This is a genomic window from Streptomyces angustmyceticus, from assembly GCF_040701845.1.
Classification (GTDB): domain Bacteria; phylum Actinomycetota; class Actinomycetes; order Streptomycetales; family Streptomycetaceae; genus Streptomyces; species Streptomyces angustmyceticus_A.
In genome coordinates this window covers 21,541-33,818 of sequence record NZ_JBFBHQ010000029.1, presented here as the reverse complement: position 1 = coordinate 33,818, position 12,278 = coordinate 21,541, and the positions used below count along the sequence as shown (strand labels likewise).

Sequence of the window (12,278 nt, the reverse complement as noted above, 5' to 3'; positions counted from 1 at the left end):
CCGATGAAGATCAAGAAGGGCGACCTGGTCCAGGTCATCACCGGTAAGGACAAGGGCAAGCAGGGCAAGGTCGTCCAGGCCTTCCCCCGCGAGGACCGCGTCCTGGTCGAGGGTGTCAACCGGGTCAAGAAGCACACCAAGGCCGGACAGACCGCTCGTGGTTCGAAGACCGGCGGCATCGTGACGACCGAGGCCCCCATCCACGTGAGCAACGTTCAGCTCGTCGTGGAGAAGGACGGCAACAAGGTCGTCACCCGCGTCGGATACCGCTTCGACGACGAGGGCAACAAGATCCGCGTTGCCAAGCGGACCGGTGAGGACATCTGATGACTGCCACCACCAACGCGCCGCGTCTCAAGACGCGCTACCGCGAAGAGATCGCCGGGAAGCTGAAGGACGAGTTCTCGCTCGAGAACGTCATGCAGATCCCCGGTCTGACCAAGATCGTGGTCAACATGGGTGTGGGCGACGCCGCCCGCGACTCCAAGCTGATCGAGGGCGCCATCCGCGACCTCACCACGATCACCGGACAGAAGCCGGCCGTCACCAAGGCCCGTAAGTCCATCGCGCAGTTCAAGCTGCGCGAGGGCCAGCCGATCGGTGCCCACGTCACCCTCCGCGGTGACCGCATGTGGGAGTTCCTGGACCGCCTGCTGTCGCTGGCGCTGCCGCGCATCCGCGACTTCCGTGGTCTGTCCCCGAAGCAGTTCGACGGTCGGGGCAACTACACCTTCGGTCTCACGGAGCAGGTCATGTTCCACGAGATCGACCAGGACAAGATCGACCGGACGCGGGGCATGGACATCACCGTGGTCACCACGGCGTCCAACGACGATGAGGGCCGCGCCCTGCTTCGTCACCTCGGCTTCCCGTTCAAGGAGAACTGACCGTGGCGAAGAAGGCTCTGATCGCTAAGGCGGCTCGTAAGCCGAAGTTTGCTGTCCGCGCGTACACGCGCTGCCAGCGCTGCGGCCGTCCGCACTCCGTGTACCGCAAGTTCGGCCTGTGCCGCGTGTGCCTTCGTGAGATGGCTCACCGTGGCGAGCTGCCGGGCGTGACCAAGAGCTCCTGGTAATCCCTTCATCGGGACGACCAGGGCTCTCGGTAAGCATTCGGCCGGTGGGCGCCCATCCCTCTTTTCCCGTAGGGTAGAGGGGTTTGGGCGCACCGCCGCCCGAGACCGACCGCGGGCCGAGCCCGCATAAAGTCGCTTACTACGCCGTAGGTCCCCGCGCCGCACCCGTCCCGACTCTGATCGGGGAGAGGGATGGCGCACATAGGAAACCCCGGCGAGAGAGGCCGAAGGCCAATTCATGACCATGACTGATCCCATCGCAGACATGCTGACCCGTCTGCGTAACGCGAACTCGGCGTACCACGACACCGTCGTGATGCCGCACAGCAAGATCAAGTCGCACATCGCGGAGATCCTCCAGCAGGAGGGTTACATCACCGGCTGGCGCGTCGAGGACGCCGAGGTTGGCAAGAACCTCGTCCTCGAGCTGAAGTTCGGCCCGAACCGCGAGCGCTCGATCGCCGGCATCAAGCGGATCTCGAAGCCGGGCCTGCGGGTCTACGCAAAGTCCACCAACCTGCCGAAGGTCCTCGGCGGCCTGGGCGTGGCGATCATCTCCACGTCCCACGGTCTCCTGACCGGTCAGCAGGCCAGCAAGAAGGGCGTGGGTGGGGAAGTCCTCGCCTACGTCTGGTAACCAGGGAACGGAGGAATAGCTAATGTCGCGTATTGGCAAGCTGCCCATCCAGGTTCCCGCTGGTGTGGACGTCACCATCGATGGCCGGACGGTCGCGGTGAAGGGCCCCAAGGGTTCTCTCTCGCACACCGTCGCGGCGCCCATCGAGGTCGCCAAGGGTGAGGACGGCGTCATCAACGTCTCCCGCCCGAACGACGAGCGTCAGAACAAGGCCCTGCACGGCCTGTCCCGCACGCTGGTGGCGAACATGATCACCGGCGTGACCCAGGGCTACAGCAAGGCGCTCGAGATCAGCGGTGTCGGTTACCGCGTCCAGGCGAAGGGCTCCAACCTGGAGTTCTCCCTGGGCTACAGCCACCCGATCCTGATCGAGGCCCCCGAGGGCATCTCCTTCAAGGTCGAGTCCCCGACCAAGCTCAGCGTCGAGGGCATCGACAAGCAGAAGGTCGGCGAGGTTGCGGCGAACATCCGCAAGCTGCGCAAGCCTGACCCGTACAAGGCCAAGGGCGTCAAGTACGCCGGCGAGGTCATCCGCCGCAAGGTCGGAAAGGCTGGTAAGTAAGCCATGGCATACGGTGTGAAGATCGCCAAGGGCGACGCTTACAAGCGGGCCGCCGCCAAGCGGCGCCACATCCGCATCCGTAAGCGGATTTCGGGTACCCCGGAGCGTCCGCGTCTGGTGGTGACGCGGTCCAACCGTGGCATCACCGCTCAGGTCATCGACGACATCGCGGGCCACACGGTGGCCTCGGCGTCGAGCCTGGACGCGTCGATCCGTGGTGGCGAGGGCGACAAGAGCGCTCAGGCCAAGAAGGTCGGCTCCCTGGTCGCCGAGCGTGCCAAGGCCGCCGGTGTCGAGGCCGTCGTGTTCGACCGTGGTGGCAAGCAGTACGCCGGGCGGATTGCCGCTCTGGCCGACGCCGCCCGCGAAGCCGGGCTGAAGTTCTAAGCCCCGGTTCCGGAGCTAGCGGACGTAACAGAGAGAGGTAAATCCAATGGCTGGACCCCAGCGCCGCGGGAGCGGTGCCGGTGGCGGCGAGCGGCGGGACCGGAAGGGTCGCGACGGTGGCGCTGCCGCCGAGAAGACCGCATACGTTGAGCGCGTTGTCGCGATCAACCGTGTCGCCAAGGTTGTCAAGGGTGGCCGTCGCTTCAGCTTCACCGCGCTGGTCGTGGTGGGCGACGGTGACGGCACCGTAGGTGTCGGTTACGGCAAGGCCAAGGAAGTTCCGGCTGCCATCGCCAAGGGCGTGGAAGAGGCCAAGAAGAACTTCTTCAAGGTCCCCCGTATCCAGGGCACCATCCCTCACCCCATCCAGGGCGAGAAGGCTGCGGGCGTCGTCCTGCTCAAGCCGGCTTCCCCCGGTACCGGTGTGATCGCCGGTGGCCCCGTGCGTGCCGTTCTGGAGTGCGCGGGCATCCACGACGTGCTGAGCAAGTCGCTCGGCTCGTCGAACCCGATCAACATCGTGCACGCCACGGTGACCGCGCTTCAGGGCCTGCAGCGCCCCGAGGAGATCGCGGCCCGTCGTGGCCTGCCGCTGGAGGACGTTGCTCCCGCCGCTCTGCTGCGGGCGCGTGCAGGGGTGACCGCGTAATGGCGCACCTCAAGATCACGCAGACGAAGTCCTTCATCGGTAGCAAGCAGAATCACCGCGACACCCTTCGTTCGCTGGGCCTCAAGCGGCTCAACGACGTGGTTGTCAAGGAGGACCGTCCCGAGTTCCGCGGCATGGTGCACACCGTCCGCCACCTCGTGACGGTTGAGGAGGTCGACTGACATGGCGGAGAACAACCCGCTGAAGGTCCACAACCTCCGGCCCGCCCCGGGTGCCAAGACCGCCAAGACCCGTGTCGGTCGTGGTGAGGCGTCCAAGGGTAAGACCGCTGGTCGTGGTACCAAGGGCACGAAGGCCCGTTACCAGGTTCCGGAGCGCTTCGAGGGTGGGCAGATGCCCCTCCACATGCGTCTCCCGAAGCTGAAGGGCTTCAAGAACCCCGCCCACAAGCAGTTCCAGGTCGTGAACCTGGACAAGCTGGCCGCGCTCTACCCGCAGGGTGGCGAGGTCACGGTGACCGACCTGGTCGCCAAGGGCGCGGTGCGCAAGAACGAGCTCGTCAAGGTGCTCGGCACCGGCGAGATCTCCGTGGCGCTGCAGGTGACGGTCGACTCCGTCTCCGGCTCCGCCAAGGAGAAGATCGCCGCCGCCGGCGGCACCGTCACCGAGCTCATCTGAGTTCGCTGACTCAACTGACCGGGGATGCCCATCGTTTGGGGCATCCCCGGTTGGTCGTTCCACGGGGGTACGGTCGCCGGTAAGGTGGCATGGACTGTTGTTTTCCGGGGCTTCGTCCCGGACCCCCGCCGCGCGGGCCGTGTCCGCGCGGTATTAGTCCGCCCAAGTATTCGTCGATCCTCAAGACCGTCCCTCTCGCCCAGGCGGGAGGCGCAGGAGGCACCGTGCTCACCGCGTTCGCCCGAGCGTTCAAGACGCCCGACCTGCGCAAGAAGCTGCTGTTCACATTGGGCATCATCGTGCTCTACCGGATCGGCGCACACGTCCCGGTCCCCGGGGTGAACTACGCGAACGTCGAGACCTGCATGAAGCAGGCCGGCGGAAGCAGTGGGTTGTTCGCCCTGGTGAACATGTTCAGCGGTGGTGCGCTGCTGCAGATCACGATCTTCGCGCTGGGGATCATGCCGTACATCACGGCGAGCATCATCCTCCAGCTGCTGACTGTGGTGATCCCACGGCTGGAAGCCCTCAAGAAAGAGGGGCAGTCCGGCCAGGCGAAGATCACCCAGTACACCCGCTACCTGACCGTGGCGCTCGCCATCCTGCAGGGCACCGGCCTGGTGGCCACCGCCCGCAGCGGTGCGCTCTTCCAGAGCTGCCCGGTCGCCAGCGAGATCGTGCCCAGCGACTCGATCTTCACCACGATCACCATGGTCATCACGATGACCGCCGGCACCGGCCTGATCATGTGGCTCGGTGAGCTCGTCACCGACCGCGGCATCGGCAACGGCATGTCGATCCTGATGTTCATCTCGATCGCCGCCGGCTTCCCGGGCGCGCTGTGGCAGATCAAGCTCACCGGCAAGCTGGCCGACGGCTGGATCGAGTTCTTCGCGGTGATCGCGGTGGGGCTGGCGATGGTCGCCCTGGTGGTCTTCGTCGAGCAGGCGCAGCGGCGCATTCCGGTGCAGTACGCGAAGCGGATGATCGGCCGCCGGTCCTATGGCGGAACGTCCACTTACATCCCGCTCAAGGTGAATCAGGCGGGTGTGATTCCCGTCATCTTCGCGTCATCGCTGCTCTACATTCCGGCCCTCGTTGCACAGTTCAGCGGGTCGAAGGCGGCGTGGGCGACGTGGATCGCCACCAACTTCACCAAGGGAAATCACCCGGTTTACATCGTTACGTACTTCCTGCTGATCGTCTTCTTCGCCTTCTTCTACGTCGCCATCAGCTTCAACCCCGAAGAAGTTGCCGACAACATGAAGAAGTATGGTGGCTTCATCCCGGGTATCCGGGCTGGTCGCCCGACGGCCGAGTACCTCAGCTACGTGCTCAACCGGATCACGTGGCCGGGCTCGCTGTACCTGGGGCTGATCGCGCTCGTACCAACAGTGGCGTTGGTGCTTTTCAACGCGAACCAGAACTTCCCGTTCGGCGGGACGAGCATCCTGATCATCGTGGGTGTGGGTCTGGAGACCGTGAAGCAGATCGAGAGCCAGCTTCAGCAGCGCAACTACGAAGGGTTCCTCCGCTGATGCGAATCGTCCTCGTCGGACCCCCGGGGGCCGGCAAGGGTACGCAGGCTGCGTACCTTGCCAAGAACCTCGAGATCCCGCACATCTCCACGGGGGACCTGTTCCGCGCCAACATCAGCCAGGGCACGCCCCTCGGCCGCGAGGCGAAGTCGTACATGGACGCCGGCAACCTGGTGCCCGACTCGGTCACCATCGCGATGGCCGAGGACCGTATGGAGCAGCCCGACGCGGCCGGCGGTTTCCTCCTGGACGGCTTCCCCCGCAACCTTGGTCAGGCCAAGGCGCTGGACGAGTACCTCAAGGACAAGAACCTCACGCTCGACGCCGTCCTGGACCTGGAGGTCCCGGAGGACGAGGTGGTCAAGCGGATCGCCGGCCGGCGCATCTGCCGCAACGACTCCAGCCACGTCTTCCACGCCGAGTACAACAAGCCCCGGGCCGAGGGCGTCTGCGACACCTGCGGCGGCGAGCTGTACCAGCGGGACGACGACCGCGAGGAGACCGTCCGCAAGCGGCTGGAGGTCTACCACACGGAGACCGAGCCGATCATCGACTACTACAAGGACCAGGACCTGGTCGTCACCATCCCCGCCATGGGGAAGGTGGACGAGGTCACCCGGCGCTCCATGGCGGCCCTGCCGTCCCGGGACGCGTAGCAGCACACGGCTCCCGATACGGCCGCGGTGCCCGCAAGGGCTACCGCGGCCGTATCGTGTACGGGGCGGTCGTTCACGACCGCCGGATATGCGTTGCAGTCGGTTCAGGAAGGCACCAGCCGCCATGGTGGAGATCAAGACCCCCGAGCAGATCGCGAAGATGCGCGAGGCGGGGCTGGTGGTCGCCGCCATCCACGCGGCGACCCGCGAGGCCGCGGTGCCCGGCGCCACGACCAAGGACCTGGACGACGCGGCACGCAAGGTGCTCGCCGAGCACGGAGCGAAGTCGAACTTCCTCGGCTACGGCGGCTTCCCCGCGACGATCTGCACCTCGGTCAACGATGTCGTCGTCCACGGCATCCCCGACACCGAGACGGTGCTGCAGGACGGCGACATCATCTCCATCGACTGCGGCGCGATCATCGACGGCTGGCACGGCGACGCGGCGTACACCGCCTTCGTCGGCTCCGGTCACTCCGCGGAGCTGGTCGAGCTGAGCCGGGTCACCGAGGAGTCGATGTGGGCGGGCATCGCGGCGGTCGCCAAGGGCAACCGGCTGGTGGACATCTCCAAGGCGATCGAGGGCTACATCCGCCGCCAGCCCCGGCCGGCGAGCGGGAAGTACGGCATCGTCGAGGACTACGGCGGCCACGGCATCGGCTCGCAGATGCACATGGACCCGCACCTGCTGAACTACGTCGACCGCAAGCGCGGCCGCGGCCCCAAGCTGGTGCCCGGCTTCTGCATCGCCATCGAGCCGATGGTCAATCTCGGCACGGCCAAGACCCATGTCCTCGACGACGACTGGACGGTCAAGTCGAACGACGGCAGCTGGTCCTCGCACTGGGAGCACTCGGTCGCACTGACCGAGGACGGTCCGCTGGTGCTGACCGCGCCGGACGGCGGCAAGGCCAAGCTCGCCGAGCTGGGGATCACCGCGGCGCCCGACCCTCTGGCCTGACCCGCCCCGGCGCTCTGACACGCCCCGCGCCGATGCCCTGATGCGACCCGCCCCGGCGCCCTGACGCGCCCGGGCGACGGTCCCGGGCGTAAGGATCTCCCCGGGTGGGCAATAATCCTGGATTCGTCTTTTGCCGGGTGCTGACGTAGACTAACGCGTCGGCTCTCGTGCATCCGTATGCCCTCTTGGTCGAGGGTGTGGTGCGGGATAGTCGATCAAGGTAGCCGATTCGAAGGGCGAAGCGTGGCCAAGAAGCAAGGTGCCATCGAGATCGAGGGCACCGTGATCGAGTCCCTCCCGAACGCCATGTTCAAGGTGGAGCTCCAGAACGGTCACAAGGTCCTCGCGCACATCAGCGGAAAGATGCGGATGCACTACATCCGTATCCTCCCGGATGACCGGGTCGTCGTGGAGCTCTCTCCCTACGACCTGACGCGTGGCCGGATCGTCTACCGCTACAAGTAGATCTTGTCGCCGCCCCGCTCCCGTGGGGTGACGGCACTGACCCGGAGAACCTCACATCCCATGAAGGTCAAGCCGAGCGTCAAGAAGATCTGCGACAAGTGCAAGGTGATCCGCCGCCACGGCCGGGTCATGGTCATCTGCGACAACCTGCGCCACAAGCAGCGCCAGGGCTGACGCACGCCGACCACCTGCATTTCGCAGTTTTCGCGCGACGCAAGCACATACGTACATACGCAGTCACCCGACCCCCGCATCACTCGCGTGGGGACGACACCCCCGGCTCGGAGGCCGGGGACCCGGCTCGTAATTCTGCAGAGTCTTACGGGAACGGTGCTGCGGAAGACCTCCGAATAGCCATCAGGAGCCACATCAATGGCACGCCTCGCAGGCGTTGATCTCCCGCGCGAAAAGCGTGTGGAGGTCGCCCTCACCTACGTCTTCGGTATCGGGCGGACGCTGTCTCAGCAGACTCTCGCCGCCACCGGCGTGAACCCGAACACCCGTGTTCGCGACCTTGCCGAGGAAGACCTCATCAAGATCCGCGAGTACGTGGACAACAACCTCAAGACCGAGGGTGACCTCCGTCGCGAGATCCAGGCCGACATCCGCCGCAAGGTCGAGATCGGCTGCTACCAGGGTCTGCGTCACCGCCGCGGTCTGCCGGTGCACGGTCAGCGCACCAGCACGAACGCGCGTACCCGCAAGGGCCCGCGTCGCGCGATCGCCGGCAAGAAGAAGCCGGGCAAGAAGTAGTCCTCAGCAGGACGCACTGTGTGCTCTGGGGGACGTCCCCCAGGCCCCTGCAAGCGGTCTTCGCTGTAGGACCGACCACCTCCACGGGAGTAATGAATGCCTCCGAAGGGCCGTACGGCCGGCGCCAAGAAGGTGCGCCGCAAGGAGAAGAAGAACGTCGCCCACGGGCACGCTCACATCAAGAGCACGTTCAACAACACGATCGTCTCGATCACCGACCCCACGGGCAACGTGATCTCTTGGGCCTCTGCCGGCCACGTCGGCTTCAAGGGCTCGCGCAAGTCCACCCCCTTCGCCGCGCAGATGGCCGCCGAGTCGGCCGCCCGCCGCGCGCAGGAGCACGGCATGCGCAAGGTCGACGTCTTCGTCAAGGGTCCCGGCTCCGGCCGTGAGACCGCGATCCGCTCCCTCCAGGCCACCGGCCTCGAGGTCGGCTCGATCCAGGACGTCACCCCCACTCCGCACAACGGATGCCGCCCGCCCAAGCGCCGCCGCGTCTGACCAGCTGAAGTAGGAGACAAAACAATATGGCGCGTTACACCGGGGCCGACTGCAAGCGTTGCCGTCGGGAGAAGCAGAAGCTCTTCCTCAAGGGGAGCAAGTGCGAGAGCGCAAAGTGCCCGATCGAGATCCGTCCTTACCCCCCGGGTGAGCACGGTCGCGGGCGCACCAAGGACAGCGAGTACCTGCTCCAGCTTCGTGAGAAGCAGAAGTGCAGCCGTATCTACGGTGTCCTGGAGAAGCAGTTCGTGAACTACTACAAGGAAGCGAACCAGAAGACCGGCAAGACCGGTGAGAACCTTCTGCGCATCCTTGAGACGCGTCTCGACAACGTGGTCTACCGGGCCGGCTTTGCCAAGTCCCGCGACCACGCGCGTCAGCTGGTCCGTCACGGACACATCACGGTGAACGGCCGCAAGACCGACATTCCGTCGGCTCGCGTGGCCGTGAACGACATCGTCGAGGTCCGCCAGGGCTCTCGGAACCTGACCCCGTTCGCGGTGGCGCAGGCCGAGGCCGGCGAGAGGACCGTTCCGGCCTGGCTGGAAGCGATTCCCTCGAACCTGCGGATCCTCGTGCACAGCATGCCCGAGCGCCAGGTGATCGACACCCAGGTGCAGGAGCAGCTGATCGTTGAGCTCTACTCCAAGTAAGAGCTGACCGGTGGGGGCGGTACGGAGCCGATGGCGCCGTGCCGCCCGTACCCTTGTCAGTACAGCGGGCGTCAAATAGCGGGCGTCCACGACTGAAGGATCGAACACCATGCTGATTGCTCAGCGTCCCTCGTTGACCGAAGAGGTCGTCGACGAATACCGCTCCCGGTTCGTGATCGAGCCGCTGGAGCCGGGCTTCGGCTACACCCTCGGCAACTCCCTGCGTCGGACCCTCCTGTCCTCGATCCCGGGTGCGGCGGTCACGTCCATCCGCATCGACGGTGTCCTGCACGAGTTCACCACCGTGCCGGGCGTCAAGGAGGACGTCACCGACCTCATCCTCAACATCAAGCAGCTGGTCGTCTCCTCGGAGCACGACGAGCCGGTCGTGATGTACCTGCGCAAGCAGGGCCCCGGCCTGGTCACCGCCGCGGACATCGCCCCGCCGGCCGGTGTCGAGGTGCACAACCCGGACCTGGTCCTCGCCACGCTCAACGGCAAGGGCAAGCTGGAGATGGAGCTGACCGTCGAGCGCGGTCGCGGCTACGTCTCCGCCGTCCAGAACAAGCAGGTGGGCCAGGAGATCGGCCGTATCCCGGTCGACTCCATCTACAGCCCCGTGCTCAAGGTCACCTACAAGGTCGAGGCGACCCGTGTCGAGCAGCGCACCGACTTCGACAAGCTGATCGTCGACGTCGAGACCAAGCAGGCCATGCGCCCGCGTGACGCCATGGCGTCCGCCGGCAAGACCCTGGTCGAGCTGTTCGGTCTGGCGCGCGAGCTCAACATCGACGCCGAGGGCATCGACATGGGCCCGTCCCCGACGGACGCCGCCCTGGCCGCCGACCTGGCGCTGCCGATCGAGGAGCTGGAGCTCACGGTCCGCTCCTACAACTGCCTCAAGCGTGAGGGCATCCACTCCGTGGGTGAGCTCGTGGCGCGCTCCGAGGCGGACCTGCTCGACATCCGCAACTTCGGTGCGAAGTCGATCGACGAGGTCAAGGCGAAGCTGGCCGGCATGGGCCTGGCCCTCAAGGACAGCCCGCCCGGATTCGACCCGACCGCCGCCGCCGACGCGTTCGGCGCCGACGACGACGCGGACGCGGGCTTCGTGGAGACCGAGCAGTACTGAGTTCGTCCGGCTGGGGCCCGGGAGCCATTCCCGGGCCCCAGCCGTGCTGACCACCGGCTGGGGTTTCCGGCTGGGGGCACGGGGGGCATCCCCCGGAGAATGCAGAATCTTCCGCGGGGCGCCCGCCTCGTGGGAACTGACACCGGTACCTGATACGGCCGGTGCAGCAATGAAGGAGATACACCATGCCGAAGCCCGCCAAGGGTGCCCGTCTGGGCGGCAGCGCTGCGCACGAGCGCCTCATGCTGCGCAACCTGGCCACCTCGCTCTTCGAGCACGGCCGCATCACGACGACCGAGGCCAAGGCCCGTCGTCTGCGTCCGTACGCGGAGCGTCTGGTGACCAAGGCGAAGAAGGGCGACCTTCACAACCGCCGTCAGGTCATGCAGCTGATCTCGGACAAGAGCGTCGTGCACACGCTCTTCACGGAGATCGCCCCGCGGTTCGAGAACCGTCCGGGTGGCTACACCCGTATCACCAAGATCGGTAACCGCCGTGGCGACAACGCGCCCATGGCCGTCATCGAGCTGGTGGAGGCGCTGACCGTGGCCCAGCAGGCCACCGGTGAGGCCGAGGCCGCGACCAAGCGTGCGGCCAAGGACGCGGAGGCGGCCACGGCTGCCGAGGCGACCGAGGAGTCGAAGGACGCCTGAGTCCTGACCGACGTGTGAGCGGGTCCGCCCTTGGGGGCGGGCCCGCTTTCGCATGCACGGGGGCTGCCGCGGCTGGCCGCCGGGCGGTGCGGTGCCCGGGGCGGGCCCGTGCGGATCGGCCGCCCGCGGCGTGAGGGAGGATTGCTGTCGTGAGTGACGAAGTGAAGCCCGGGTTCGTCCGGGTGCGGATGGACCTTTCCTACGACGGAAAGGACTTCTCCGGGTGGGCGAAGCAGGCCGGCGGCCGGCGCACCGTGCAGGGGGAGATCGAGGACGCGCTGCGCACCGTGACCCGGTCCGGGGAGACGTACGAGCTCACGGTCGCCGGGCGGACGGACGCGGGGGTGCATGCGCGCGGACAGGTGGCGCATGTGGACCTGCCCGCCGCGCTGTGGGCCGAGCACCGGGACAAGCTGCTGCGGCGTCTGGCCGGGCGGCTCCCGAAGGACGTGCGGGTGTGGCGGCTGGACGAGGCGCCGTACGGCTTCAACGCGCGGTTCTCGGCGATCTGGCGGCGGTACGCGTACCGGGTGACCGACCACCACGGGGGCGTGGATCCGCTGCTGCGCGGCCATGTGCTGTGGCACGACTGGGAGCTGGACGTCGAGGCGATGAACGAGGCCTCGCGGCCGCTGCTGGGCGAGCACGACTTCGCCGCGTACTGCAAGCGGCGGGAGGGCGCGACGACGATCCGCACGCTGCAGGAGCTGAGCTGGTCGCGCGGGGCGGACGGGATCATCACGGCGACGGTGCGGGCGGACGCGTTCTGCCACAACATGGTGCGGTCGCTGGTGGGGGCGATGCTGTTCGTCGGCGACGGGCACCGGCCGGTGGAGTGGCCCGGGAAGGTGCTGGCCGCCGGGGTGCGGGACTCCGCGGTGCATGTGGTGCGGCCGCACGGGCTGACGCTGGAGGAGGTCGGCTACCCGGCCGACGAGCTGCTGATGGCCCGCAACCAGGAGGCGCGGAACAAGCGGACGCTGCCCGGGGGCGGCGGCGCGGGCTGCTGCTGAGCGC

The 12,278-nt window shown here is 66.8% G+C and carries 20 protein-coding genes; all 20 read left to right on the top strand.

The annotated features are described in order from the left end of the window. The first annotated feature begins 3 nt into the window (after nt 1-3). The 20 genes from rplX to truA all read left to right on the top strand — a co-directional run bounded on the left by rplX (nt 4) and on the right by truA (nt 12,274). A complete protein-coding gene (gene rplX / locus AB0411_RS33245) occupies nt 4-327 on the top strand; it encodes a 50S ribosomal protein L24 (RefSeq protein ID WP_086717609.1) in 324 nt (107 codons plus the stop codon). Next, nucleotides 327-887, top strand: coding sequence for a 50S ribosomal protein L5 (gene rplE, locus AB0411_RS33240; RefSeq protein ID WP_086717611.1), 561 nt, complete (start codon nt 327-329; stop codon nt 885-887). The genes rplX and rplE overlap by 1 nt, the downstream gene beginning before the upstream one ends. 2 nt (nt 888-889) lie before the next feature. Further along, the gene (locus tag AB0411_RS33235; RefSeq protein WP_004571834.1) at nt 890-1,075 is read left to right on the top strand and encodes a type Z 30S ribosomal protein S14; all 186 of its coding nucleotides are present in this window, start codon (nt 890-892) and stop codon (nt 1,073-1,075) included. Nucleotides 1,076-1,313: 238 nt separating this feature from the next. Beyond that, nucleotides 1,314-1,712 carry a 30S ribosomal protein S8 gene (rpsH, locus tag AB0411_RS33230; RefSeq protein WP_006604885.1) on the top strand — a complete coding sequence of 133 codons (399 nt, stop codon included), beginning with the start codon at nt 1,314-1,316 and terminating at the stop codon, nt 1,710-1,712. Between the two features lie 22 nt (nt 1,713-1,734). Further along, nucleotides 1,735-2,274, top strand: coding sequence for a 50S ribosomal protein L6 (rplF, locus tag AB0411_RS33225; protein WP_086717613.1), 540 nt, complete (start codon nt 1,735-1,737; stop codon nt 2,272-2,274). Between the two features lie 3 nt (nt 2,275-2,277). Next, nucleotides 2,278-2,661, top strand: coding sequence for a 50S ribosomal protein L18 (rplR, locus tag AB0411_RS33220; protein WP_086717614.1), 384 nt, complete (start codon nt 2,278-2,280; stop codon nt 2,659-2,661). A gap of 46 nt (nt 2,662-2,707) precedes the next feature. Then, complete coding sequence (gene rpsE, locus AB0411_RS33215) at nt 2,708-3,310, top strand: 30S ribosomal protein S5 (RefSeq protein WP_006604888.1); 603 nt, start codon at nt 2,708-2,710, stop codon at nt 3,308-3,310. After that, complete coding sequence (gene rpmD, locus AB0411_RS33210; protein WP_030074796.1) at nt 3,310-3,492, top strand: 50S ribosomal protein L30; 183 nt, start codon at nt 3,310-3,312, stop codon at nt 3,490-3,492. Before rpsE ends, rpmD begins: the two co-directional genes overlap by 1 nt. Nucleotide 3,493: 1 nt before the next feature. Further along, nucleotides 3,494-3,949, top strand: a complete 456-nt coding sequence (rplO, locus tag AB0411_RS33205) for a 50S ribosomal protein L15 (protein WP_129295749.1) — start codon at nt 3,494-3,496, stop codon at nt 3,947-3,949. A gap of 224 nt (nt 3,950-4,173) precedes the next feature. Beyond that, nucleotides 4,174-5,487: a preprotein translocase subunit SecY gene (gene secY / locus AB0411_RS33200; RefSeq protein WP_086717619.1), complete on the top strand. Its 1,314-nt coding sequence runs from the start codon at nt 4,174-4,176 to the stop codon at nt 5,485-5,487. Further along, nucleotides 5,487-6,143: an adenylate kinase gene (locus tag AB0411_RS33195; RefSeq protein WP_366420984.1), complete on the top strand. Its 657-nt coding sequence runs from the start codon at nt 5,487-5,489 to the stop codon at nt 6,141-6,143. The genes secY and AB0411_RS33195 overlap by 1 nt, the downstream gene beginning before the upstream one ends. Before the next feature lie 124 nt (nt 6,144-6,267). Further along, nucleotides 6,268-7,104: a type I methionyl aminopeptidase gene (gene map / locus AB0411_RS33190; protein ID WP_366420983.1), complete on the top strand. Its 837-nt coding sequence runs from the start codon at nt 6,268-6,270 to the stop codon at nt 7,102-7,104. Nucleotides 7,105-7,347: 243 nt separating this feature from the next. Continuing rightward, a complete protein-coding gene (gene infA, locus AB0411_RS33185; RefSeq protein ID WP_003956442.1) occupies nt 7,348-7,569 on the top strand; it encodes a translation initiation factor IF-1 in 222 nt (73 codons plus the stop codon). A gap of 60 nt (nt 7,570-7,629) precedes the next feature. Further along, a complete protein-coding gene (rpmJ, locus tag AB0411_RS33180; protein ID WP_003956441.1) occupies nt 7,630-7,743 on the top strand; it encodes a 50S ribosomal protein L36 in 114 nt (37 codons plus the stop codon). A 198-nt stretch (nt 7,744-7,941) separates the two neighbouring features. Then, nucleotides 7,942-8,322, top strand: coding sequence for a 30S ribosomal protein S13 (gene rpsM, locus AB0411_RS33175; protein WP_030074809.1), 381 nt, complete (start codon nt 7,942-7,944; stop codon nt 8,320-8,322). 96 nt (nt 8,323-8,418) lie between these two features. Beyond that, nucleotides 8,419-8,823, top strand: coding sequence for a 30S ribosomal protein S11 (gene rpsK / locus AB0411_RS33170; RefSeq protein WP_004571845.1), 405 nt, complete (start codon nt 8,419-8,421; stop codon nt 8,821-8,823). A gap of 26 nt (nt 8,824-8,849) precedes the next feature. Then, complete coding sequence (gene rpsD / locus AB0411_RS33165; RefSeq protein ID WP_311623450.1) at nt 8,850-9,476, top strand: 30S ribosomal protein S4; 627 nt, start codon at nt 8,850-8,852, stop codon at nt 9,474-9,476. Between the two features lie 109 nt (nt 9,477-9,585). After that, complete coding sequence (locus tag AB0411_RS33160; RefSeq protein ID WP_003956430.1) at nt 9,586-10,608, top strand: DNA-directed RNA polymerase subunit alpha; 1,023 nt, start codon at nt 9,586-9,588, stop codon at nt 10,606-10,608. 185 nt (nt 10,609-10,793) lie between these two features. Next, nucleotides 10,794-11,261: a 50S ribosomal protein L17 gene (gene rplQ, locus AB0411_RS33155; protein WP_030074813.1), complete on the top strand. Its 468-nt coding sequence runs from the start codon at nt 10,794-10,796 to the stop codon at nt 11,259-11,261. A 149-nt stretch (nt 11,262-11,410) separates the two neighbouring features. Beyond that, nucleotides 11,411-12,274, top strand: a complete 864-nt coding sequence (gene truA, locus AB0411_RS33150) for a tRNA pseudouridine(38-40) synthase TruA (protein WP_366420982.1) — start codon at nt 11,411-11,413, stop codon at nt 12,272-12,274. Nucleotides 12,275-12,278 lie beyond the last annotated feature (4 nt).

Bases quoted from the DNA above. Each gene is read 5' to 3' on its own strand.
- rplX (WP_086717609.1), top strand. From the start codon at position 4: ATGAAGATCAAGAAGGGCGACCTGGTCCAGGTCATCACCGGTAAGGAC.
- rplE (WP_086717611.1), top strand. From the start codon at position 327: ATGACTGCCACCACCAACGCGCCGCGTCTCAAGACGCGCTACCGCGAA.
- rpsH (WP_006604885.1), top strand. From the start codon at position 1,314: ATGACCATGACTGATCCCATCGCAGACATGCTGACCCGTCTGCGTAAC.
- rplF (WP_086717613.1), top strand. From the start codon at position 1,735: ATGTCGCGTATTGGCAAGCTGCCCATCCAGGTTCCCGCTGGTGTGGAC.
- rplR (WP_086717614.1), top strand. From the start codon at position 2,278: ATGGCATACGGTGTGAAGATCGCCAAGGGCGACGCTTACAAGCGGGCC.
- rpsE (WP_006604888.1), top strand. From the start codon at position 2,708: ATGGCTGGACCCCAGCGCCGCGGGAGCGGTGCCGGTGGCGGCGAGCGG.
- rpmD (WP_030074796.1), top strand. From the start codon at position 3,310: ATGGCGCACCTCAAGATCACGCAGACGAAGTCCTTCATCGGTAGCAAG.
- rplO (WP_129295749.1), top strand. From the start codon at position 3,494: ATGGCGGAGAACAACCCGCTGAAGGTCCACAACCTCCGGCCCGCCCCG.
- AB0411_RS33195 (WP_366420984.1), top strand. From the start codon at position 5,487: ATGCGAATCGTCCTCGTCGGACCCCCGGGGGCCGGCAAGGGTACGCAG.
- map (WP_366420983.1), top strand. From the start codon at position 6,268: ATGGTGGAGATCAAGACCCCCGAGCAGATCGCGAAGATGCGCGAGGCG.
- rpmJ (WP_003956441.1), top strand. From the start codon at position 7,630: ATGAAGGTCAAGCCGAGCGTCAAGAAGATCTGCGACAAGTGCAAGGTG.
- rpsM (WP_030074809.1), top strand. From the start codon at position 7,942: ATGGCACGCCTCGCAGGCGTTGATCTCCCGCGCGAAAAGCGTGTGGAG.
- rpsK (WP_004571845.1), top strand. From the start codon at position 8,419: ATGCCTCCGAAGGGCCGTACGGCCGGCGCCAAGAAGGTGCGCCGCAAG.
- rpsD (WP_311623450.1), top strand. From the start codon at position 8,850: ATGGCGCGTTACACCGGGGCCGACTGCAAGCGTTGCCGTCGGGAGAAG.
- AB0411_RS33160 (WP_003956430.1), top strand. From the start codon at position 9,586: ATGCTGATTGCTCAGCGTCCCTCGTTGACCGAAGAGGTCGTCGACGAA.
- rplQ (WP_030074813.1), top strand. From the start codon at position 10,794: ATGCCGAAGCCCGCCAAGGGTGCCCGTCTGGGCGGCAGCGCTGCGCAC.